This window comes from Deltaproteobacteria bacterium IMCC39524 (genome assembly GCA_029667085.1).
In the GTDB taxonomy this organism is placed as follows: domain Bacteria; phylum Desulfobacterota; class Desulfuromonadia; order Desulfuromonadales; family BM103; genus M0040.
The window spans coordinates 1,066,368-1,090,871 of the sequence record JARUHJ010000001.1 but is presented as its reverse complement, the minus strand read 5'-3'; the positions used below and the strand labels follow the sequence as shown (position 1 = coordinate 1,090,871).

Sequence of the window (24,504 nt, the reverse complement as noted above, 5' to 3'; positions counted from 1 at the left end):
CTCTCTTGTTCGAAGGTTTCCAGATATTGTCATAACGATATTTTTTAGAGTTCATATGATTTTTTTATGAAAATTTCACACTGGAATAAGTTTTCTTTAGCTGGCCCGAGCAGCCTTGGCAATTTCCTTGCGATTATTCCCATCCTTACCTTTCTTTATTTGGTTTCAAAGTTAATCATTAATCTGGACCGTGGGTTAGATATTACTGATGAATCTCTTTACCTGCTTTCGGCAGGATCACCCTCGACTCTGGTTGCTTCTGTTTCCCAGTTTGGTTTTTACACCGGTATCCTTTACTCTTTAGTTGATGGTGACCTCGACTCCTTTAGGTTGCTTGGTCTACTCTTATTGATAATAATTACAACGCTATACTCGATAATCCTTGAATTTGTCTTTTTTGAAGATTTAGTCACTCGGGATGGTTTGTTAATCAAATTTTCTCGAATCTGTACAACCCTTCTGGCCGCATTATGCTTCTACGCTTGGTGGTTACCAACTCCAGGGTATAACTGGCTGGCTCTTGTTTCATGTCTATTAGCCTATTCGGGCCTTCTGCTAACGACTTTACTTAACACCTCTGTTACTGATCGTACCACTCAACGGGGACAGTTATTTTTCTGTGGAAGTATTGTCTTTGGTTTAAGTGTGGGGTTGGCATTTATGGCTAAGCCTACAACATCCGCTATGCTGTCTGTCGTTGGTTTTGTTTGGGTCTTGTCTTCAAGTAATCGCAAAAGAATATTTAGGTTTGTTGTGATCTCTGGTATTTCTCTAATCTCTTTTTTTTGTCTTCATATTCTTTTTTTCGAACAGGGACTCAGTACCTTTATTATTAAAATTCAAAATGGGCTTGATCTAATTCATATTATCGGCGGTGGAAATGACTTTGGCTCTTTAGTATCTCGTTCCTTTGCTGATATCATGTCGATTCCTTTTCGTATTTACAAGATTCACGGTATGTGGTGGGGAATCTTAGCTCTGATTGTCTTGGTCATTTGCTTGATCCCAGAAAGGTTTAGAAACTCTGTAAAAGACTTTTCTATTGTTTGTATATTTGTGTTCGTTTGGTGGGGTGGATTGCAAGCTGATTTCTGGTCAGGTGGAGTTGACTATGGTCGGTATCTCGGTATAGCTGGTATTCTTTTAGTTCTTACAACAGTCGTATCGGTAGCGCTTTACAGTATTCGGGGTTACCCAAACATTCAAATCTGCAAATCATATTCAATAAATCTGATATGGGTAATTACTTGTATAATGTTGGGCCCATTTGCTTATGCATTTGGGTCCAATACCGGCCTGCTACGTCATGCTTCTGGAGGGTTTGTTTTTTTTGTATCAGCAGCCCTATGCCTTACCCTTATTGTTGGAAAGATGAATTCTCGGTCTGTCGTATCTCAGGTTTATTGCTGTGTTGTCGCTGTGAGTGTCCTCTTGATTTTTCAAGGCGCATTTTCGAACCCATATAGATGCGCACCTATTGTAGAACAAACTGAAATGGTGACCGTTGGAAGAGCTGCTTCAGTAATTTATGTTGATTCCAGTACAAGCAATTATGTGAATACACTAAAAGAGGTGGCACAAAGTTCTGGATGGGTCATTGATACCCCCCTGATTGATTTAACCGGCGGCAGTCCCGGAGCGGCCTATATCCTCGGGGCGATGACTCCTGGTGCGCCGTGGTTAATAGGTGGTTATCCCGGGTCAAATGCTTATGTTGGAAGTTTACTTAGTTTCGTTGCGAATGAGGTGTTAGAAAGGGCGTGGGTTTTAACTTCACCTCAAGGACGTAGACATGTGTCAGAATCAATACTTAATGATTTTAATATCCATTTTTCTGAAGACTACATTTATATTGGCGAAGTTATAAGCCCATTACGAAAAGAAGTTCAGTGTTTGTATAGACCAAAACTAAATATGTGACATTGAAATTACTAGGAATGATTCTTATGGAAAAAATAAATTTTATAGATCTTAAAGCTCAACAGAAACTGATCAGACCACAAATTGATGCAGCGATTCAGAAGGTGTTGGATCATGGTCAGTACATCATGGGCCCGGAAGTTGGTGAGCTTGAATCACTACTTGCCGAGTTCACTGGTGTTAAGCATTGCATCGGTGTCGCCAATGGAACCGATGCGCTGCTGATGGCTTTGATGGCCTATGGTGTCGGGCCAGGGGATGCGATCTTTACGACGCCATTCACCTTTGTTGCTACCGGCGAAGTGATTTCGTTACTTGGTGCGACTCCGGTATTCGTCGATATCGATCCCAGAACTTTCAATATCGATCCGCAGAAACTTGATGAAGCAATAACCAACCTCGAACAACGAAAAATGAACATCGAACAACCTCTAGTTCCTAGAGGCATCATTCCCGTCGACCTGTTCGGGCTACCAGCCGATTACGATGCGATCAATGCTATTGCCCGTAAACACGACCTGTTCGTTTTGGAAGATGCAGCGCAGGGGTTTGGTGGTGTTTATAAGGGACGTAGGGCTGGAAGCCTTGCCGATGTTGCTACAACAAGCTTTTTTCCAGCTAAACCGTTGGGTTGTTATGGCGATGGCGGAGCTATTTTTACTGACGATGACGAATTGGCTGAAACCATGTGCTCGATCCGGGTACATGGTAAGGGTAAGGACAAGTACGACAACGTGTGTATCGGTATCAATGGTCGTCTGGATACGATTCAGGCGGCTGTTTTGTTACCGAAGCTGGAAATATTTCCCGATGAGATTGAAGCACGACAGCGGGTGGCGGATAAATACACGGAGCTTTTATCAGAGGTTCCGGGAGTCGTGACGCCTCACGTTCCCGAAGGGTATGGAAGTGCCTGGGCTCAGTATTCAATTGTTATTGAAAATCGGGATGATCTACAGAAAAAATTGGATGAGCGAGGGATACCGACGGCAGTCTACTATCCGAAACCGTTACATTTACAGACGGCGTATAAGGTTCTGGGTTATTCCGAAGGTGATTTTCCTGTTTCAGAGAAAGTTTCACAACAGATTGTAAGTCTGCCCATGTATCCATATATACCTGATTCTGATGTCCAGATAGTCGCAGCGAAAATTAAAGAAATAAGAAGTGAGAGATTTCGAACTTAATGACCATTTTATGAGTAGTCATTTTATTCAAGAGGTAGAGCCTGTAAATGTCTAACAATTCTGATCTGACAATTTTTTCTCTCGTCTCAAACCCTTGCACTGCTGATTCCAGAGTGCTGAAGCAGGCTGGGGCGCTAGCTTCGGCCGGCTACAGGGTGCGTATCTATGCACGAGCGGCCGATAAGGTTCCCGACAGGGAAGTGGTCGATGGTATCGAGTTTGTCCGTTTCGACTGCTTTAAAGCGTTCAGAAATGTTAACACACCACTCAGGGCTGAGGTGCTGGACGTTTTTGGTCCTGAAAAAAACAAAATAGAATCTCTTTTGCAAGAGATGAGCGCATACAAAAATGTGGTTTACGATCTTAAGTATAAAATCTATGTACGAATAAAAAAACATTTCTATTCTCGCCTTGTCAATCTGTTGGGCAGGAATAAAAAGCCCTCAACCACAACGAACAAGATCACCGATAAAGCCAAGCTAAAAGCCATAGAGTCGAGGTTTTACTTGAGGTATTTCGACTATGCTGAAAATCTCATGTCGCTCGATTTCGATACTGCTCCAGACATAATTCATGCCCATGACCTTTATACATTGCCCGCAGCCATTGCGCTGGGGCGCAAGTTTAAGGTCAAGGTTATTTATGATGCCCATGAGATTGAAACCGAGCGTGTCCCGCCATTGACGAAAGAGAAGAAAGATTTTATTGCCTCTATGGAGGCCTCACTGCTTACAGAAGTCGATAGAATGGTTACTGTCTGCGATTCCGCGGCAGACTTCTACTATGAAATTTTCAAAAAATCTAAACCCCTCGTCGTTATGAATTCTCCTGAATTTTCAGAAACTATCGATTATGGCGAGGACTGTGATGTGCGGAAGATGGCCGGTTTGAGTGATGATGACAAAGTGCTCATCTATACTGGCGGGATAGGTACCGAAGCACGAGGCCTGGATAAGGTTGTTGAAGCTTTGGCCAAACTCCCCGATATGCATATGGTGGTGCTCGGACCACGCCATATAACCTATGACAAGTGGTTGAAAAATGCAGCGATCAGGTCAAAGGTACAGGATCGGGTGCATATGTTGAAGCCCGTACCGCCCGAACACGTTGTCGCTGCCATCAGGACATGTGATGTCGGAATATGTCCGATTCAGGACGCGACCCTCAGTTATCGGTTCGCCATGCCCAATAAGTTGTTTGAGATGGCTTTTGCTGAGATACCGATCTGTGTGTCCGACCTTCCTGAGATGTCCAAATTCGTCGAGAAACTTGGTGTCGGCATGATTATGGATCAGACCAGCCCGAGCTCTATAGCGGAGACGGTTCGTGCTGTTTTGAAGGATCGCGAGAAGTTTGTCATAACACAGGAAAATAGGGATGTGCTTCAATCCGAATACAGTTGGCCGATTCAGGCAGATAAGTTGCTGGGTTTGTATAAGAATATTGCGATGGGAGGGTAAGATGTTTGCTGCTAATTCAGAAAAAAAGTTAAGTGGTTTTGCGACTTATTTTGCAAACATTGAGCGTGATTGCGAGTTCTTCTGCGTGGGCAAGATGCCTACAATGATATCGCGAAAGTTAGTCCCCTTTACCAATGGCAGGTATCTCAGAGAGCTCAACAATAATATCGATAGTATCTCCGGGGTTATCTGCACAGCTGAACTAGTCGATAAAGTTCCGGAGGGCCTGGGGTGTGCCGTGGCCGATGAGCCTGTTCAGGTTGCCTATAAAATCCATGCCGCTCTTTGCCTTGAGGATGATTATTACTGGGCATCTTTCCCTTCGAAAATAGCAGGTTCTGCCGAGATTCATCCAACAGCCTATGTCGCTGATCACGATGTTGTAATTGGTGATGGCGTTGTTGTAGGGCCAAACGCCACTATTATGCCCCGCTCGGTGATAGGGGAGAACAGCATTGTTGGCCCCAATACTGTAATCGGAACCGACGCCTATGAAATTTCTACAATTGATGGCACGCCTCAACTTTTAAAGCAGGCTGGGGGAGTAAGGATCGGCAGAGGGGGGGTCTTCTTGGGGGGGGTCACAATTGCTCGAAGCACTTTTGCGGTTTTTACAGAAATCGGGGATTATTGTTCCTTCGATAATAATGTTCATGTGGCCCATGATTGCATCCTCGGTGAGGGTGTGAAAATGGCAGCCTGTTCGATGCTAAGCGGTCGTGTAACCCTTGGTGATAAAGCTTATCTTGGCCCGAACTCAACCGTTTCGAACGGTCTGTCGATCGGAGCAGGTGCTTCGGTGACCATTGGGGCGGTTGTGGCCAGAGATGTTCCGGAGGGAGCGACCGTTACTGGAAACTTTGCTGTGGATCATAGTCTGTTTGTGAAAAATTTCCGTTCAATTATGCGACCTAAGAAGTAGGTCTTAGCTCTCAGAGGTGGGATATCTATGCTAGGAATTAAAGATGTAGGCGTCTATATACCCGAAACACGGATAGACAATTATGGGAGAAAAAAACAATTTTCCATCGATGATAATTTTATTGAGCAGAAGACAGGCATAAAGAAGGTTGCGCAGATGGCGGCAGACGAAAATACTGCCGATATATGTATTAAGGCCTATGAGAATCTGTTGGAACGCAGTGCAGTAAACGCGTCTGAGATCGAAGCGTTGATAGTCGTGACGCAAAATCCTGATTATCAGATACCCCATACCTCGGCATTGGTGCATGGCCGACTTGGACTGCCTGCCAACTGTGCATGTTTTGATATCTCGTTAGGCTGCTCCGGGTTCGTTTACGCCTTGTCAGTTATTCAGGCTTTTATGGTGGTAAATGGTTTTACGAAGGGTTTACTGATAACAGCCGACCCATATTCAAAGGTTGTCAACCAGGAGGATAAGGGGACGGCGTTGTTGTTTGGCGATGCGGCTGCCGCGACTTATATCACCACTGATCCGGTTTTTGTTCCAGGTCTTTTTACTTTTGGCACAAGAGGTGAGGATTACAACAATCTTATTGTTAAAGAAAAGTATTTGTACATGAATGGCCGTGCGGTTTTTAATTTTGCGGCTAAGACTGTACCGCCGGATATCTTGACGATGTTGGAAAAAAATGGCTTGAGTTTGGAGGAGATTGATAAATATCTACTTCATCAAGGCAGTAAAGTCATCGTTGAGAAAATAGCAAGTAAATTAGGGGTGCATCTGTCCAAGGTCCCTTTTTCCATTGGTGATTATGGAAATAGTTGTGCATCGACAATACCTATTCTTTTGCAGGATGAGTTCGCGGATGCTTCTGTGAAAAATATCGTTATTAGTGGTTTTGGGGTTGGCTTGTCTTGGGCTAGTGGTGTCTTAAAAAGACAACTTTAGCCATATTATCATTTGAAATATCATCTAATATAGAACTTTTTGGGGAGGTTTTGTTGAACGGAAGCGTTGTAAATGATGAAAATAGAAAATTAAATATTTTCTGCTTGGTAGTCAATAATTGTATGAACGATGTAAGGGTGATAAAGGAAGCAAATACTCTTGCCCGGCAGGGACATAATGTACGTGTGTATGCCAGATTGATTGGAGATGCCCCTGATGAAAATATTCTAGATGATGTTGTATATAAAAGATTTCCTACTTTCGAAGATAAAGACTATGAGTTGAATGATGAGGTTTTGTCTTTGTTTGGCGATGATCAGGCGTTTTTAGCAAATGAGCTGACATCAGTCTATTCGAAGAGAAAAAATGCTTATAGTGCAAGAGAAAATATGGATTTGACTAGAGAGTTAATTTTAAGCACACGTCAAAACAAGAACAAGCATAAAAAAATATTCAGGTTGTTTAGGCGGTTTTTCGATAAAAAATATGATCTTACAAATGAATTAAGAGATTTAAATAATTATAAGAAAGAATATGTTGATGGTATAAAAGAATATAGAGAGCGGAGAAATAATAATTTATTCTTTTTTAGATACTATCAGTATGCATATGATTTTCTATCCCTTGATTTCGAAATTTCTCCTGATGTTATACATGCACATGACTTGTTTACTCTCCCTGCTGCAATAGGCCTGGCTCGTCGCTGTGGGGCTAAGGTCGTGTTTGATGCGCATGAAATTGAAGCTGAAAGAGCTCCTACTGACGATGGGGGAAAAAAGAAAAAGTTCATATTGGATTTAGAAAAGTCATTATTTCCTGAAGTCGATGAAATGATAGCTGTATGCGACTCTTCATCAGACTATCACTTTGATCTATTTAAGAAAAAACAGCCTGTAACGATAATGAATTCTCCCGATTTGCGTGGTCGTTCGGTCGACGATAGGCAGAAGAAACCTTTGGATAGTGGAGATATCAGAAGTTCTTGTTCTCTTCCAAACGGCATTCCTCTGGTTGGTTACGTAGGCGCTATGGGGACAGAGTCACGTGGCCTTCATAAGGTTGTGGAGGCATTGACTTATATCCCTAATACTCATTTAGCAGTTGTTGGTCCTCGCCGGGAAGACCATGATAGTTGGCTTTTGAAGGTTGCTGAGAAATTTTCTGTAGGCGATAGGGTCCATCTTCTTGATCCTGTCCCAGCTAAAGATGTCCCCCAATTTGTAGCGACCTGCGATGTTGGTATCTGCCCTTTTCAGGATGTGTCTTTGAATCATCGATATGCGCTGCCAAATAAATTGTTTGAAATGGCCTTTGCTGGTTTGCCAATGTGTGTATCTGACCTTCCGGAGATGACTTGTTTTGTAGAATCTCTTAGTCTCGGATTAAAGATGGATCAGACTGATCCAGAGAGTATTGCGAAAACAATTACAAGAATTGTTAAAGATAGGAAGACCTATTTATTAAACGATAAAACTCGAAAGAAGTTAGAAGATTTCTACTCTTGGGATGCCCAAGAAGGTAAATTGTTGGAATTATATAAAAGCTTCATTTGACTTTTATTGAGTGACTTATGAAAAAAATAATTGTTGTTGTTGGAAACAGACCTCAATTTATCAAAGCCGCAATTGTTAATAAACTTTGGAAAAAGAGCGGTCTTGATAAAAAGATTAATACATATTTTGTTCATACCGGGCAGCATTATGACAAAATGTTGAGTGATGTTTTTTTCGAGCAACTTGGCTTGTCAGACCCTGATGTAAATTTGCAAATGGGCTCAGGTGCGATTGTAGACCAGATTGGTGCGATGTTGCCTAAATTGAGACATATTATGGAGGAGCAGGCACCGGATGCGGTCATGGTTTATGGTGATACTAATTCAACAATAGCGGCTGCGCTGGTTGCATCTCATCTGCATATCCCATTATTTCATGTTGAGGCTGGAGAACGAAATTACAGAAGAAATCTAGCTCCAGAGGAAGTCAATCGAATAGTTACTGATGAGTTGGCCTGGAAGTGTTTAACCTCAACTGAAAAGGCTTATCGCTATCTAATGAGGGAAGGCTATAATCCTGAAAGGGTTCGATGGGTCGGTGACCCTATGTATGATTTGTTTTGCTGGGGGAAAAAACAAATTGAAAGTGGAAGTTATGCCAAGCCTAGTGACTTTGGAATTACAGGAGATTATATATTAGCAACAATTCACAGAAACGAAAATACGGCTGAATTTAGGCGACTAGATGAAATATTAAGAGCATTAGATAATGCAGATATTGATGTGGTTTTGCCTCTACATCCAAGGGTTAGGAATATATTAAAGGAGAAGAATTGGGAGCCATCTGGGAGTTTGAAGTTGATCGAGCCCCTTGGTTATTTTGACATTTTATCAATGCTTGATGCTTGTTCCCTTTGCTTTACTGATTCCGGGGGGTTGGCACGTGAAGCCTTTTTTGGCGGTCGACCGGCGATTGTCCCTCTTCCGAACTCAGGTTGGAATGAAATCGTGGAAAGTGGTTGGTGCAAAGTTATTCCTGGTGGGGAAAGCGATATTTTGAGTGCATTGGAAAATTTCAAAATACCGCTAGGTAAACCCGTGGGTCTTTTTGGTGATGGAGAGGCTTCCATTAAGATCGGCAATGAAATTCTATCCACTTTAGAGGGTATTACTTCTGAAGGCGCTTGGCATCCGTCTGGAATGTTTCAGGCTTTGCCACAGCCTGAAGACCGGTCAATGTTTGCATATGATTATTTAGAAGAGTTCTTAGCTCAATCATCCCAAAGGTGGGCACATATGTCTATTGCATGCATCGCTGATTACGATGTGGAATCTTCCCACCAGTTGGCATCTGTGCTTTTGGAAAATAATAGAACCTGCACTTTCTTTTTTGATGTTGATTCTTCTTTTTATAATTTGGCAACCGAGGACAACATAAATTCTATAAAAAATATTCGCATTATGAAACATAACGTTGGACTTAGGGTTAAGCTGGATGAAAACTCTGACAGTGAAATATGGGCGTCAAAAATATACGAAAATAAAGTTGATATTTTTGAGAAAATATTTAGCTACAGGCCAGACAGTATATTGGTAGAAGGTCCAGGTGGAAAATCATTTTTGGAATTTTCTGGTGGGCGATTCACTGATGAGGCAACAGAGACGTTTGAGTATCCAGAAAAAATCAGTACGAATGGCAGAAACTTTTTAATACTATTCAGATCTCATTTATGGGCGGAAGAACCAAAGTCAGACTTTGAAGCGCGTCAAATTATCTCTGATGCTATTTCTATGAAGGCAAGAAAGAGGCTTAATCTTCTTTTATAGTCAATGAGCCATACCACGACTTACAGTGGTTTTCTAATAGGTAGAACTTAATGGTGCATGGTTTCCATAGTAAAGCTAAGAAGACATTTGGTGGCGTACAAAACTTCTTGAACACTGCGGTTTGGATTCTTAAGGAAGGTCTCGAAGGTAGAAAGAGAGCTTTTTTTTGGGTTTTTACGGCTAATTTCTTAGGCGTTGGTACTGTCGCAGCATCATTTGCGGTTCTTATCGGATACGCCCGTTATCAAATATCCGGCAAAGAATTTGCTTTTCGAGGGTACTCCGTCCCTGTTCCTGATGGACTTGAGGGTCTACTATTTTATGGGGGGGCGGCACTTGTTCTTGGTGTTTTGAGCGCTTACTGCGTCTTTTGGTCGCAAAAAGGTGTTTATACACTTTCTGCAGCTTTTCACAAAGAGGCAATGGTTCGCGCAGTCAGTGTTGTAGATTTTGCTACACGCCGAACCGATTTGAGTTCGCGTATCAAATTTCTGGCTCCACAGCATGATCACCGACACGTTGCAACTGTCTATACAAATTATTTGGCCGTCTCTCTAAAGCTTCTCATGGAGGCTATTCAGCCGATTTTAATTTTTTTAGTCTCATTGGCCCTCCTCATCAAACTCTATTTCCTGGCCACCTTATCTATTGTGCCTGTTGCTTTAATTTATATGGCGTTAGTCTATTTGATCAGCAAGAAGTCAACTGTGATTCAGGGTGCGTATGTGACGGGATTTTCCTCTTTGAACAGAGAACTCACCAAAACATATGAGCTCTTGATGGGCAATGGAAACCCAAATTACGACAAGGCGACAATTGGTAAGATTATTGATGCGAGTAATGTTGATAGTGTACTGAGCCTTTTTTATGAAAGGATGCTCGTTGCTCAAAGAAGTAATTATGTCAGTCAGATATTCATTACCATTAGTATGGTTTGGCTCTTTCTCCTTTTTGGATCGACGATAGAGAGTAATCCGGAGTCCTGGACTTCAATTCTGGTGTTTTTGATTGCTTTAAGATATTCGGGAGCAAGCTTAAGGAAGGTTGTTACGATTGCGGTAGGTGTCAGCCGCTTCTATCCGACGGTCAGGGTTTATCATGAGTTTGTCTGTGAGACGGAACGACAGAGTGTTATGGATTCTTTGCATGAGGAAAAACCAAAACTTCTGTCAGTCAATGACAAATCTTCACTATTTATAGATGGTTCTATGCCTCAACTGGAACTTGTGGTGGGGCAACCTGCTTATCTACTCCATTTGACGGGCGCAAGAATTACTCCGGTTTCTCCTGAAATTAAACGTTTTCTTATAGAGAACATAAATCAGGGGGGGGCAGGTCTCGGTTCCAATATCTACTTCCACGGTTCGTCCGATTTCGTCAGTACATTGACTTTGCTTGAAAACTCAATTGGCCTGAATCAGGGCAAGGATGCAGTTGATGAACTATGGCAATTGTTGGAAGAGTTTAGAGATGTTCTGGATTTAGAACGAATAAAAGAAAACTTGAATGAGTTCATAGACGATTCACTGGTCGATAAGATCGGGAAAGAAGCACTGTTTCTGATGTTAAGTGCGTACGTCTTTATATATAAAAAAGAAATTGTTGTCATTGATTACGCTCTGTTTTCATCGTTTGAGCAGCCATTTATCCATAAATACTTAACCTTGCTTGCAGGCTATAAAATCATCTTTACGGCAAATACGTTTCCCGTGTTAAACAAAATCAAAATATACAATGATGACAGCAGATTCATTGTCGGATGTGACCTGGATGTTATTGGGATCGGTGACTACCAATTTCTGAGAGATAGAGTTGATCTGTTCAATGATATTATTACTGGCTTGAAAAGTGATAAGTCAGCAGCAGCGATTGTTCTTGAAGATGATGAAGACCTCCTTCTCTAAGATTCCTTGGGTTTACGAATGAAACTTCTGCACATCGTATTAAATGATTTTACAAACGACTCCAGAGTCTTGCGCGCCTGTAAGGTCGGTCGTGACGCTGGCTTTAAAGTGCAGGTGTTTGCTCTTTACGGTGATGGTTTGCCCAAGCTGGAGAATCTGCAGAACTATTCTCTACAAAGGTTCCCGTTAGTCAGTAAAAACTGGGGGCGGAATTATTTAATTCTGATGGTGAAATACTTTGAAGCTTTCCTGCGTATGATCGTCAGCGGCTTGTGCTCTAAACCGGATATCGTGCATGTGCATGATCTAAATGCGATTATGATTGGTTATGTCGTGGCAAAATTCACCGGTGCTAAGCTGATTTACGATTCTCACGAGCTTTGGTCCGGGTCTTCCAGCATCATCAAGTTTCCCGATTGCATCAAAAAGCCCGCCCTTTTTATGCAGCGCTTTATCGCTCGCAGGGCGAATGTCAATATTTCTGTCGGTGGCCACGTGGCCAAGGTTTTGGAAGAGGAGTTTGGCGTCGACAAGGTGCATGTGATCAGGAATATCCCCGAACTAGCGAAGGTCGAAAAGAAGGACCTTTTCCGCAAGGAGTTCTGCATTGATGCTGACAAGACTATCATCCTCTATCAGGGGGCAGTGGCCGCCGGGCGCGGCGTTGAAACCCTGGTTTCTGCAATGCCTTTTGTCAAAGACAACGGCGTACTGGTCTTCATGGGCGATGGGCATATCAAGCAGGACGTGATTGCTCAGGTGACAGAAATGGGACTTTGTGACCGTGTGTTTTTCCACCCCGCTGTGGCCCCTGCAGTACTACTCGGTTACTCGTCGAGTGCTGATATTGGCGTGTCGCCGATTGAGCCGATCTGTAAGAGCTATGAACTCTGCCTGCCAAACAAGCTTTTCGAATATATTCATGCAGGTTTGGCGACTATCGTCAGTGATTTGCCTGAAATGGCCCAGTTGGTAGAGACCTATGAATTGGGCAGTACCTTTAGCAACAACGATCCGAAAAGTCTGGCCGTCGCCATCAATCGTTATCTGGATCATCCCGAGGTTCTGTCCCAGGCGCAACGGAACAGCGTCGCGGCAACTAAGATTTTGAACTGGGAGAATGAGTCGACCATTCTCGAAGATATTTATCGGAAACTGAGTTAGGGTAGGTAAGTCGATGCGAATCTGGTTCATCAATCATTATGCTCTTTCCCCCGAGAGTGCAGGCGGCACCCGCCACTATGATCAAGCGGTTCAATTGGCGGCACTTGGTCACGAGGTGACGATTATAGCCTCAAGCTTCAACCATTGGACGAAGCGAGATGAGCATTGTCGTGAAGGGGAGAGTTTTAGGTTCAGCAAGCACGGCGATGTCTCGTTTCTGTGGTTGAAGACCCCGGCTTACCGAGGAAGTGTTGGGCGATTGTTCAATATGTTAATCTTCTCCCGACGGGTGAAGTCTGGAGTCGGTAGCGAAACACTTGAGAAGCCAGATGTGATCATCGGTTCCAGTCCGCACCTGTTCGGTGCCATGGCCGCTCTTGTTCTTGCTCGTAAGCTGAGGGTCCCGTTCCTAGCGGAAATCCGTGATCTTTGGCCGCAGACTCTGCTCGATCTGGGCAATATCTCCAGTTGGCATCCGCTGGTGAAAATCATGGCACGCCAGGAGAGAATCCTTTACCGGGAAGCGGATCATATTCTCGCCCTGATGCCGGGGGCCGTATCCTATATCAACCAGGTTGGCAACATTGATGAAGAGAAAGTCACCTGGTTGCCGAACGGTGTTGCTGTCGATCAGGTGCCCTGCGATGCGGCAACAGAAAGTAAACAACTGAAAGTGATTTACGCCGGTTCCCACGGTGTCGCCAACGGACTAGATTCAGTTATTATGACCATCAGTCTACTGGAAAAAGAAGAGCTGGGGGACAGGTTCCGTTTTCTGTTCTATGGCGACGGACCGGAAAAGGAACGTTTGCAGCAGATGGCGACGGACTTAAGTCTGACATCAATCGCTTTCCATGCTCCGACCCCCAAAGTGGACGTCTATAATGTTCTTCAAGTTGCTGATCTGTTCATTGTCACGTTGAAAGATAGCCCGCTGTACAAGTATGGAATGTCGCTCAATAAACTCTACGACTATATGGCTATGGCCCGGCCGGTGGTTTTTGGCGGCAAGTCGTTGAATAATCCTGTTGCAGAAACCGGGGCAGGTATCGTCGTGCCTGCCGAGGATTCCGCTGCTATGGCTGATGCGCTCAAGCAACTGGCTGCGCTCTCAGTTGAAGAGCGTAATGAAATGGGCCGAAAAGGCAGGGCTTTTGTTGCCGAAATCCATGACGTGAAAAAGTTGGCACTAACTCTGGAACGGGTCTGTGAAAAGGTGACTGGAAGCTGATGATTGGACTTATTGCCAAACGCATCTTCGATATTCTCGTCGCCGCAGTCCTATTGATCGGCCTGTTTCCGGTGCTGGCTGTCCTCTATGTCTTAGTGCTGCGCCGTTTGGGCTGTCCCGCTTTCTTCACCCAGGTTCGCCCAGGATTTCAGGGCCATGCTTTCCGGATGTTTAAGTTCAGGACTATGACCGATACAAAAAGTGCGGACGGACAACTTCTTCCTGACGCTGAACGCTTGACACCTTTCGGTAACTTCCTGCGTAGTTCCAGCTTGGATGAATTGCCCGAACTGTTCAATGTACTCAAAGGGGAGATGAGTCTTGTCGGACCACGTCCGCTTTTGATGGAGTATATGCCCCTCTATTCCACTGAACAGGCTAGACGCCACGATATCAGACCGGGGATCACAGGTTGGGCCCAAGTCAATGGCCGTAACGCAATCAGTTGGGAAGAAAAATTTGAACTGGATGTCTGGTATGTGGATAATCAATCCTTCTGGTTGGACATCAAGATTCTCTATCTGACGTTTATAAAAGTTTTTAAACGTGAAGGAATCTGTCAGGCTGGGCAAGTGACGATGGAAAAGTTTAAGGGAAGCAAGGACAGTGAGGTGTGAGCTGTGAGGTGTGAAGAGAAAGAAAAGATTTTTGTTTTTGGTGCCAGTGGTCATGCCAAGGTCGTAATCGACATCATCGAGAAACAGGGAGACTACGAAATTGCCTTTCTGGTTGATGATGACCCTTCTCTCAAGGGGCAAGAGTTTTTTGGTTATTTGATCATCGGTGGTAAAGATGACCTGTTGTCACAGGCCGATGCAGCAAGCAATGCGATTGTTGCTATCGGCAACAACCAAGCGCGTGGGGACGTGGCTGCCTGGTTGGAAAGACAAGGTTTCAGCCTGACTTCGGCCATTCATCCCTCGGCGAAGATTGGGCGAAATGTTTCTATCGGCCAAGGTTCAGTTGTTATGGCTAACGTTACGATAAATTCGGCGACAAGCTTCGGCAAGAATACTATTATAAATACCTGTGCCAGCGTTGATCACGATTGTACTCTTGGAGATGACATTCATATAGCACCTGGAGCAACGATTTGCGGCACTGTTACCATTGGCAATGGTTCCTTTGTCGCTGCGGGGGCAACAGTTATTCCCAATTTGACTATAGGTGAAGATGTGACTGTTGGTGCCGGTGCGGTGGTGATCTGGGATGTGCCGGACTGCATGACTGTGGTAGGCAACCCGGCCAGAGAAAAGGCTTAGGCCGCGTCACGCACCAACAGGTAAGAATTATTTTCTCCGAGCCTTTTCGTGCCCCATAATGGATGCAATGAGAAGATGTGAGGCGCTCTTGAGACTTTTCAAGGAAAACAATTCATGCTGAAGATTCCCTTTCCCCCATGGCCATCCTTCACCCAAGAGGAAGCCGAAGCTATCCAGAAGGTCCTGCTCTCCAACAAGGTCAATTACTGGACCGGTCATGAAGGGCGTGCGTTCGAGGAGGAATTTGCTGCGTATTCCAGTGTCCAACATGCCATAGCCTTAGCCAACGGCTCAGTTGCCTTGGAGTTGGCCTTGAGGGCTCTCGGCATTGGTCCTGGCGACGAGGTGATCACTCCCTGTCGCACCTTCATTGCTTCAGCCTCAAGCATTGTCATGTGCGGAGCGACCCCGGTGTTTGCTGATGTGGATCCTGATAGCCAGAACCTTACTGCTGAAACAATTCGACCGTTGATCACCGATAAGACTCGCGCCATTATCGCCGTGCATCTTGCAGGCTGGCCCTGTGACATGGACTCAATCATGGCGCTGGCCAATGAACATGATCTCAAGGTTGTCGAAGACTGCGCCCAGTGCCACGGAGCGCGTTACAAGGGACGTCCCGTAGGCTCTCTTGGTCATGTGGCCGCCTTTTCTTTCTGCCAGGATAAGATTATGACCACTGGTGGGGAGGGAGGGATGCTGGTTACTGAAGACTTGGAGCTCTGGGAGAAAGCTTGGGCTTTTAAGGACCATGGCAAGAGTTACGATGCTGTGTATAAGCGAGAGCATCCTCCCGGTTTTCGCTGGTTGCACGAATCTTTCGGTTCCAACCTGCGGCTTACTGAGATGCAGAGCGCAATCGGCCGCATCCAATTGCGGCATTTAACTGATTGGGTCGCCGTTCGCAGAAGCAATGCCACAATTCTCAATGAAGCACTCAAAAGGCAACCCGCTTTGCGCACGGCTCAACCTCCGGAAGGGGTTTTCCATAGCTACTATAAGTACTACGTTTTTGTTCGCCCTGATCAGCTGAAGAAAGGGTGGAGTCGTGATCGTATTATGAGCGCAATCATAGCTGAAGGAGTCCCCTGTTTCTCCGGAAGTTGCAGCGAAGTTTACCTTGAGAAGGCTTTCCGTGACGTAGGGCTCGGGCCACGGCGACCATTACCCATAGCCCGTGAATTAGGCGAGACCAGTCTGATGTTTATGGTTCATCCCACCCTGCTCGAGGAAAACTTGCGCGTTATGTTACACGCTATAGAGAAGGTCATGTTAATAGCTACTAGAACAAGAAAGCCTTGCTATTAGACGCGCCGTTTCACACGTTCTTAAAGGTTGAATTTAATCAGTGTGGATGAGATAATGCGCGACAAATTTTGCTGATGAGTAGTTGTTGTCTGTTTGGTTTACTTGTTTGTTTCTGTGGCCTTAACTAGGTTATGGCTACTGATATTTTAAGCTTCAGGGTTATGTCGATGCTCTGGAGGGAGGCAAATGTCTAAGTGGTTTATTGAAAAACGTCTTCCGGTCATCCTGTTCTTCCAGCTTGTGATTGTCGCTGGCTCCTTCTTCTCTGCCTTTCAACTCCGTTTCGATTTTAATATTCCTCCAGAAGCCTACCAGAGGTTTTATCACCTGCTTCCTGCTGTGATTGTTATCAAGCTGGTTGTGCTCTGGAAGTTTGATGCCTTCCGTGGATGGTGGCGTTATGTTTCTATGCCGGACCTGGTCAAGATCTTTCAGGCCAATGTCCTCGCTTCGCTAGTCTTACTTCTTTACGCATTCATCACTTACAGAGCGACGAATATCCCCAGGACTGTGGTCCTGCTTGACTGGCTCATCTGCTTTACTTTCTCTGGCGGTATCCGTTTTCTGGTGCGTGCTTTTCGGGAAAACTATTTTAGGCCACAAACCCGCGATCATGTTTCTGGTAAACGGATTCTTATCGTGGGTGCCGGTAGCGCGGGACAGTCGATAGCCAGGGAAGTCCGATCGAATCCCCGCCTCAATATGAGCCTCGTCGGTTTTGTGGATGATGATCCCCTGAAAAAAGGACAGAATTTCCAAGGGATTAGAGTTCTTGGCCGACAGGAGAATCTCGCTGAAATCTGCCATGCGAGAAGTGTTGATCAGGTGATTATTGCGATTCCATCTGCAACCGGTGCACAGCTTCGTTCTATTGTCAAAAGCTGTGAAGAGTGTCTTACGACTTTCAAGACGCTGCCGGGAGTTGAAGCCATGATAGATGGGACGGCTTCGGTTAATAACATTCGTGACGTTGAACTTGAGGACCTACTTGGCCGTGATCCTGTGCGCCTTGAAACCGCTCGTATCGCGAGCTACCTGAAAGGTCAAAGGGTTCTAGTGACAGGAGCCGCAGGGAGCATCGGTAGTGAACTTTGTCGTCAGATCATCAAGTTTTCACCCGCCAAATTGATTCTATTTGAAAATTCTGAAACACCTCTCTTTCACATTGATAATGAATTGCGACAATTAGAGACGGAAGTTGCAATATTCCCAATTGTTGGAGATGTTCGCAACCGGTCCCGGGTGAACGCAATTTTTGACGAGTTTATGCCAGACGTGGTCTTTCATGCTGCAGCGTACAAACATGTCCCCTTGATGGAAGTTAATCCGGCTGAGGCTGTAAATAATAATGTCCGTGGTACCAAACGCGTAGCTGATGCCGCACATGCTTTCGGTGTGAAACATTTTGTGATGGTTTCGACCGATAAGGCTGTGAATCCAACGAATGTCATGGGAGCTACAAAACGTGCCGCTGAAATGTACGTACAGTCATTGTCCCAGCGGAGCAAAACTCATTTTGTAACAGTACGATTTGGCAATGTCCTGGGCAGCAATGGCAGTGTGATCCCTACCTTCAAGGAGCAAATCGCCAAGGGTGGTCCTGTCACTGTGACACATCGTGATGTGACCCGCTATTTCATGACCATTCCGGAAGCTGGTCAACTTGTGCTTCAGGCTGGGAGTATGGGGGTAGGCGGTGAGATCTTCTTGCTCAATATGGGGGCGCCTGTCAAAATCCTCAGTTTGGCGGAAGAATTGATCCGTCTTTCCGGGCTGAAACCTTATGAAGACATCGAAATTGTTTTTAGCGGTTTACGTCCTGGCGAGAAGTTGTATGAGGAACTTCTTTTAGCAGGTGAAGGGGTCGTCGGGACAAGTCATGAAAAGATTTGTGTGGCTAGGGCAGAGGTACAAGAGAGTGTTGTTCCGCTCGAACAGTTGGAGCATTTATTTGTTGCTGCAAAGGCCATAGAGCTAAAGAAAGTGGTTTTACTCCTGCAGCAGATAGTTCCTGAATTTAAGCCAACTGTTCAAGATTACCGCAAGTTTGATCCGATAAATGGTTCTTCAATAGGAAAAGTTGTTCCATTGGTTCGACAATCTGATAAAGGTTAGTGCTCGTTCCTGTGTGATGGGTGCTTAAGTTTCTTCCATTATTCTTTTTTTTTCGAGTGTGCTAAACTTCCAACTCTCTATCTTCTTCTCTCGTTGCTTCTCCGGCTTACAAACCCTATGGAAAGGTCATGTTCTTGAAAAACATTCTAATTACTGGCGGCTGCGGTTTCATAGGCTCCAATTTCGTTCAATTGATCCTGAAAAGCCTTAATGATTGCCGTATCATCAATATAGACAACCTGACCTACGCCGGTAATCTGTCTAATCTGGCCGGTTTCGATGATGACCCACGCTATAGTTTCGTGCGTGGGGATATCTGCGATCGTGAACTGCTTGATAAATTGTTTACAGAAGAACACATTGATACCGTCGTTCACTTTGCTGCCGAGTCCCACGTTGATCGCAGTATTGAGGGTCCTGCAGAATTCATTCAAACTAACATCGTCGGGACCTTTGCGCTTCTGGAAACAGCGAAGAAGCATTGGCTCTCCAGTCCCCAGTCTCCAGTCCCCAACCCCCGTTTCCTCCACGTTTCTACTGATGAAGTCTACGGTTCTCTGGGTGATACAGGTTTATTCAAAGAAACGACCCCCTATGATCCACGTTCTCCCTATTCTGCAAGCAAGGCCTCATCTGACCATCTGGTCAGTGCCTATCACCATACATATGGCCTGCCAGTGCTTATCACCAACTGTTCCAACAATTACGGGCCTTACCAATTTCCAGAAAAGCTCATTCCTTTGATCATTAATAACGCACTGAACGGCAAAGCTTTACCTGTCTATGGTGACGGTAAAAATGTTCGTGATTGGCTCTATGTCGTTGATCATTGTACTGCCATCCTCAAGGTTCTTGAACAGGGTCGGGTCGGTGAGACATATAATATTGGTGGTAACAGCGAAAAACAAAATATAGAGGTCGTGCAGACAATCTGCGATGTTCTTGATGAGCAGGTCGGTTTGTTGCCGGATGGCCAGGTGCGCAGAAGCCTGGTCAAGTTTGTTAAGGATCGTGCCGGCCATGACCGTCGTTATGCCATCGATGCGACCAAGATCAAGCAAGAGCTTGGCTGGGAACCTTCTGTGACCTTCGAAGACGGCATTCGCACGACCATCGCGTGGTATCTTAGTAACGATGCGTGGATGGCAGGGGTTCTGGACGGATCCTATCAGGATTATTATGCTGGGATGTATGAAAACAGGTGAACAGTGATTGGTGATTGGTGATTGGTGATTGATATAATGTGTCTATGGATTGACTTATGAAAGTTATGAGGAGGGATTATGAAAAGCCACAGAGACCTTGATGTTTGGAAGAAAAGTATTGGGCTGGTTAGTGAAATTTATGTGCTTACAAAGAAGTTCCCACCTGATGAGTTGTACGGTTTAACAAGTCAAATGCGTCGAGCGGCCGTTTCCGTCCCGTCCAACATAGCCGAAGGTGCTGCACGTCGCTCCTCAAAGGAGTTTTCCCGGTTCTTGTCCATATCTCTTGGTTCTTTGGCAGAAATGGAAACTCAATTATTGATTGCTGAAAATCTTAATTACCTGCCACCTGATATTTCGGTCAGTCTAGAAATTGAACAAATAAGGAAAATGTTACATGGTCTATCAAGTTCTGTGAATGGTAAGAAGAGGAAATATGCAGACTGATCACCAATCACAGATAACCGATCACCGTAAGATAGCTTTGATCGGTGCGAATGGCATGTTGGCAAGAATGATCCGTGAGCGTGCGCCGCAAGATTGTAATTTTCATCTGTTTGATCTGCCTGATTTTGACTTGAATGATCGATATCAAGTTGTTGATGTGTTGAGCTCTTTGGCTCCTGACGTCATTATCAATTGTGCGGCATTTACGAATGTTGATGGTGCTGAGACCGAGCGTGACTTGGCTATGTCTGTTAACGGCACGGCGGTTGGCTTCCTGGTAGAGGCTGCTCTAGCCGTTGAGGCGACCCTGGTTCACATCTCGACCGATTATGTATTTGATGGACAGGCGACGACTCCTTATGTTGAGAGTGACGCGCCTAATCCACAATCAGTGTATGGCAACACAAAGCTGGTGGGTGAACAGGCTATCATCAACAGTGACCTTGAAAAATATTTTATTGTCAGAACCAGTTGGCTTTACGGCCCGGGTGGCAACAATTTCGTCGAAACGATCCTGCGTCTGGCCGCAGAGAGAGAAGAGCTTCGGATTATTTCTGACCAGCTTGGTTCGCCGACTTATACAGCTGATTTAGCCGATGCAGTTTTCTGCTTGCTTGCAGCCTCTGCCAGCCCCAAATCTCCAACATCCAGTCTCTATGGTCTCTACCATTTTGCAAATGAAGGGCGCTGCAGTTGGTATGAATTTGCTTGTGCAATCGTCGAGGAAGCACAAAAACGTAATTTGGCCCTTAAGGTGCAAAAGATTCATCCTATAGCGACCGAAGACTATCCTTTGCCAGCGAAACGACCGGCTAATTCGGTTTTTGAGAAACAGAAATATAAAGCAGCGACCGGAGTAGATATCCCTGGTTGGCGATATAGCTTGAACGCTTATTTTTTGCAACGTGAAGCCAGATCCTAAGGAGCGTAAAAAAATGCAAGGCATTAAGAAAGGTATTGTCCTCGCTGGAGGCGCCGGTAGCCGTCTTTACCCGTTGACACTGGTCGCCAGCAAACAACTGCAGCCGGTCTATGACAAGCCGATGATCTATTACCCTTTGTCCACGCTTATGATGGCGGGGATTAAAGATATACTGATTATTTCGACGCCAGAGGATACCCCACGTTTTGAAGCCTTGCTGGGCGATGGCAGCCGCTGGGGTGTTAACCTGTCCTACAAGGTGCAGCCAGAACCGAAAGGAATCGCTCAAGCGTTTCTTGTCGGAGAAGAATTTATTGATAATGAAAATGTTGCTTTGATCCTTGGTGACAATATCTTCTACGGCCATTTCAGGTTTGATGATATTGCGCATTCTTTCAATGGAGGTGCTGCGGTTTTTGGTTATCCGGTTCATGACCCTGAGCGCTATGGCGTTGTTGAATTTGACAAAGAGGGCAAAGTCCTCAGCATTGAGGAGAAACCCGCTCAACCGAAATCTCACTACGCTATCCCAGGGCTTTATCTGTACGACAAAAACGTAGTCAGTGTTACCAAATCGTTAAAACTTTCAGCCCGGGGAGAACTTGAGATCACTGATGTCAACAAGGCATACCAGGAAGAGGGCAAGCTGAAAGTCCAGAAGCTTGGGCGCGGTATAGCCTGGTTGGACACCGGCACTCATGAAAGCCTTCTCGAAGCCAGCCATTTCATTGGGACTCTCGAAGCTCGCCAAGGACTCAAGATTGCCTGTCTCGAGGAGATTGCTCTCCATCAAGGGTTTATCAACACACAGGAAATGGAGTCTGTGATTGCTACGACACCACCCTCAAGCTATCGTTCATATTTAGAGAGAGTCTTACGCGAATACTAAGTTCGCCCAGAAAGAGTTTCTATGCCTATTGAAGTTATACAGACAACCCTAGCCGAGGTTCTATTAATCAAGCCTCGCGTCTTTGGCGATCCACGAGGATTCTTTTTTGAATCTTTTAACAAACGTGATTGGCTTGAAGCAACGGGTGTTGACTGCGAGTTTGTCCAGGATAATCATTCTCAATCAACCAAAGGCGTCTTGCGCGGATTACATTATCAGTTGCCACCGGCAGCTCAGGGAAAGCTTATCAGTGTGCTTGCCGGCGAGATATTCGACGTCGCTGTCGATATTAGACATGATTCGCCGACCTTTGGTCATTGGGTAGGGCTCCGTTTGTCTTCTGAAAACAAAATGCAAATGTGGGTGCCTGAAGGCTTTGCACACGGGTTTTTGGTGCTGAGTCCTGTTGCTGAAGTTCATTACAAAGCGACCAATTATTATGCACCAGAGCAAGAAAGAAGCATTGCTTGGAATGATGCCTCGTTGGCGATAGAATGGCCGACAAGTACCGACCTTTCTCTTTCTGAGAAAGATTTAAAGGCACCATTGCTCTCTGAAAATGATTGTCTTCAGGTCGATTGGACTTAACTTGGTTGTATTGCCCGAATGTTCGCACTTGATTAATTCTTAGCTTAGTTATTCCATATGGAGATTAAATGTCACTAAACAGCATGACAGGTTACGGCAAAGGCGAGTCGGTGTGTGACGGTCTCACGGTCACAGTTGAGCTCAAGTCGGTGAATCATAGATACGCGGATATCTCTGTCAAGATGCCGCGCAGCTTGCTGGCGTTGGAGAATAGCTTGCGCAAGCGTCTTGCCCAGGCACTGAAGCGAGGCAAGATTGATGTTTATGTTAATTACGAGTTGACCGGTGATAGCCTGGCAGCACCGCAGCTGAATGTTGAGCTGGCGACTGCATACCAGAAAATCCTCAATGATATGCGCCAGGAGCTTGGCCTTGCTGGTGAAACTACAGCTGAATATATTGCCAATCAGAAGGATGTGATTCAGGTCAAAGAGGCTGAGCTTGATGAAAAGGCCTTGCAGAAGTGTCTCTTTGCCGCGCTCGAAAATGGTTTGGAGCAACTTCTTGCGATGCGTCGAGCGGAAGGGGAAGAGACACGACTGGATCTGGAAGCTCGCTTGCAAACAGCCGAGGTTTTACTGGTTAAGGTGGTGGAAAGAGCTCCTTTGGTGCCGCTCGAATGGCAGGAGAAGTTGACGGAACGCCTGGCACGTTTGCAACAGGGCCTTGAAATGGATCCTCAGCGTGTTGCCCAGGAAATTGCGGTGTTTACTGACCGCTGTGATATCAGCGAAGAGATTGCTCGTTTTAAGAGCCACCTGGTTCAGTTTCGTGCCCTTTACGAAGACAAAGAGCCTGTAGGTCGGCGTATGGATTTTCTGGTTCAGGAATTGAACCGTGAAGTCAACACCATGGGTTCAAAGTCGAATGATGCCGAGCTGACCAATTCAGTTGTCGGCATGAAATCCGAACTCGAAAAAATCCGCGAACAGGTTCAGAATATGGAGTAGGTCTGTTACTTGTGACTTGTGACTCGGGCACTGGCACTCGACACCTGCTAACTGCTAACAGCTAAGGTAGCTTAATGACTGTACCAGCCCCCAGCCCCCAATCCCCAGCCCCCAAATCACGAAAAGGCCTCCTTTTCGTGATTTCAGCACCTTCAGGTGCGGGCAAGACCTCAATCTGCAGGGCTATCCTGACCTTGTTCCCGAATCTTCGCCAGTCGATCTCCTACACGACCAGGGCGATGCGGTCAGGAGAGCAGGAGGGCAGGGACTACCACTTTGTCTCGAAAGAGACGTTTGAGGCGATGGTTGCGGCTGGCGAGTTTGCTGAATGGGCGGAGGTTCATGGCAACTGCTACGGGACTGCTCTCAAAACGCTGACAAACGCCAGCGAAGCAGGGGCCGACGTTTTGCTCGATATCGACTTCCAGGGAGCTGATCAACTCCGCAACAGCAGTCTTGATGGTGTTTTCCTTTTTATTCTGCCTCCTAACATGGAAGAATTGCTGAGTCGTCTGGAGTCGCGTAACACCGATGACGAAGAGACGATTGCACGACGCATGACCAATGCCATTGGTGAAATTGCCGAATCAGTCAAGTTTGATTATATTGTGGTGAATGATATCCTTGAGCAGGCTGTAGAGAAGGTCCGGGCGATTATGCTTGCTGAGACTTTGCGTTCTGATCGTGTTTTAAAGACCTTGCCTGAAGAATTTGGCTTAAACCTGAGGCAGTAAGCTCCTTACTCTTATCCACCAAGAAT

At 45.4% G+C, this 24,504-nt stretch carries 21 protein-coding genes; all 21 read left to right on the top strand.

The features are described from left to right. The first annotated feature begins 66 nt into the window (after positions 1-66). Positions 67-1,920, top strand: a complete 1,854-nt coding sequence (locus tag P9J64_05060) for a hypothetical protein (protein MDG5467690.1) — start codon at positions 67-69, stop codon at positions 1,918-1,920. A gap of 35 nt (positions 1,921-1,955) precedes the next feature. Then, positions 1,956-3,107 carry a DegT/DnrJ/EryC1/StrS family aminotransferase gene (locus tag P9J64_05055; GenBank protein MDG5467689.1) on the top strand — a complete coding sequence of 384 codons (1,152 nt, stop codon included), beginning with the start codon at positions 1,956-1,958 and terminating at the stop codon, positions 3,105-3,107. A 47-nt stretch (positions 3,108-3,154) separates the two neighbouring features. Then, entirely contained in the window at positions 3,155-4,567 is a 1,413-nt protein-coding gene (locus P9J64_05050) for a glycosyltransferase family 4 protein (GenBank protein MDG5467688.1), read from the top strand. Between the two features lies 1 nt (position 4,568). After that, positions 4,569-5,489, top strand: a complete 921-nt coding sequence (locus tag P9J64_05045; protein MDG5467687.1) for a hypothetical protein — start codon at positions 4,569-4,571, stop codon at positions 5,487-5,489. A gap of 27 nt (positions 5,490-5,516) precedes the next feature. Continuing rightward, on the top strand, positions 5,517-6,440 hold the full coding sequence (locus P9J64_05040) for a ketoacyl-ACP synthase III (protein MDG5467686.1): 924 nt from the start codon (positions 5,517-5,519) through the stop codon (positions 6,438-6,440). Positions 6,441-6,493: 53 nt separating this feature from the next. After that, entirely contained in the window at positions 6,494-7,993 is a 1,500-nt protein-coding gene (locus P9J64_05035) for a glycosyltransferase family 4 protein (protein MDG5467685.1), read from the top strand. A 17-nt stretch (positions 7,994-8,010) separates the two neighbouring features. After that, positions 8,011-9,759, top strand: a complete 1,749-nt coding sequence (locus tag P9J64_05030; protein MDG5467684.1) for a UDP-N-acetyl glucosamine 2-epimerase — start codon at positions 8,011-8,013, stop codon at positions 9,757-9,759. Positions 9,760-9,809: 50 nt separating this feature from the next. Beyond that, on the top strand, positions 9,810-11,663 hold the full coding sequence (locus P9J64_05025) for a hypothetical protein (protein ID MDG5467683.1): 1,854 nt from the start codon (positions 9,810-9,812) through the stop codon (positions 11,661-11,663). 18 nt (positions 11,664-11,681) lie between these two features. After that, the gene (locus P9J64_05020) at positions 11,682-12,827 is read left to right on the top strand and encodes a glycosyltransferase family 4 protein (GenBank protein ID MDG5467682.1); all 1,146 of its coding nucleotides are present in this window, start codon (positions 11,682-11,684) and stop codon (positions 12,825-12,827) included. A 13-nt stretch (positions 12,828-12,840) separates the two neighbouring features. After that, positions 12,841-14,058 (top strand): glycosyltransferase family 4 protein, encoded by a 1,218-nt coding sequence (locus tag P9J64_05015; protein ID MDG5467681.1) that lies wholly within the window; start codon positions 12,841-12,843, stop codon positions 14,056-14,058. An 11-nt stretch (positions 14,059-14,069) separates the two neighbouring features. Beyond that, positions 14,070-14,675, top strand: coding sequence for a sugar transferase (locus P9J64_05010; protein ID MDG5467680.1), 606 nt, complete (start codon positions 14,070-14,072; stop codon positions 14,673-14,675). Between the two features lie 3 nt (positions 14,676-14,678). After that, the gene (locus tag P9J64_05005) at positions 14,679-15,320 is read left to right on the top strand and encodes an acetyltransferase (protein MDG5467679.1); all 642 of its coding nucleotides are present in this window, start codon (positions 14,679-14,681) and stop codon (positions 15,318-15,320) included. 114 nt (positions 15,321-15,434) lie between these two features. Continuing rightward, positions 15,435-16,628: a DegT/DnrJ/EryC1/StrS aminotransferase family protein gene (locus tag P9J64_05000; GenBank protein ID MDG5467678.1), complete on the top strand. Its 1,194-nt coding sequence runs from the start codon at positions 15,435-15,437 to the stop codon at positions 16,626-16,628. A gap of 186 nt (positions 16,629-16,814) precedes the next feature. Further along, positions 16,815-18,743 carry a nucleoside-diphosphate sugar epimerase/dehydratase gene (locus tag P9J64_04995; protein ID MDG5467677.1) on the top strand — a complete coding sequence of 643 codons (1,929 nt, stop codon included), beginning with the start codon at positions 16,815-16,817 and terminating at the stop codon, positions 18,741-18,743. 134 nt (positions 18,744-18,877) lie between these two features. Further along, positions 18,878-19,948, top strand: coding sequence for a dTDP-glucose 4,6-dehydratase (gene rfbB / locus P9J64_04990; GenBank protein MDG5467676.1), 1,071 nt, complete (start codon positions 18,878-18,880; stop codon positions 19,946-19,948). Positions 19,949-20,026: 78 nt separating this feature from the next. Next, the gene (locus P9J64_04985) at positions 20,027-20,395 is read left to right on the top strand and encodes a four helix bundle protein (GenBank protein ID MDG5467675.1); all 369 of its coding nucleotides are present in this window, start codon (positions 20,027-20,029) and stop codon (positions 20,393-20,395) included. Continuing rightward, a complete protein-coding gene (gene rfbD / locus P9J64_04980; protein MDG5467674.1) occupies positions 20,385-21,317 on the top strand; it encodes a dTDP-4-dehydrorhamnose reductase in 933 nt (310 codons plus the stop codon). The genes P9J64_04985 and rfbD overlap by 11 nt, the downstream gene beginning before the upstream one ends. A 13-nt stretch (positions 21,318-21,330) precedes the next feature. Beyond that, a complete protein-coding gene (gene rfbA / locus P9J64_04975; GenBank protein ID MDG5467673.1) occupies positions 21,331-22,206 on the top strand; it encodes a glucose-1-phosphate thymidylyltransferase RfbA in 876 nt (291 codons plus the stop codon). 27 nt (positions 22,207-22,233) lie between these two features. After that, a complete protein-coding gene (rfbC, locus tag P9J64_04970; GenBank protein MDG5467672.1) occupies positions 22,234-22,794 on the top strand; it encodes a dTDP-4-dehydrorhamnose 3,5-epimerase in 561 nt (186 codons plus the stop codon). A gap of 68 nt (positions 22,795-22,862) precedes the next feature. Then, a complete protein-coding gene (locus tag P9J64_04965) occupies positions 22,863-23,744 on the top strand; it encodes a YicC family protein (protein ID MDG5467671.1) in 882 nt (293 codons plus the stop codon). Positions 23,745-23,818: 74 nt separating this feature from the next. Then, positions 23,819-24,478 (top strand): guanylate kinase, encoded by a 660-nt coding sequence (gene gmk, locus P9J64_04960; protein ID MDG5467670.1) that lies wholly within the window; start codon positions 23,819-23,821, stop codon positions 24,476-24,478. The last annotated feature ends 26 nt before the right edge of the window (positions 24,479-24,504 follow it).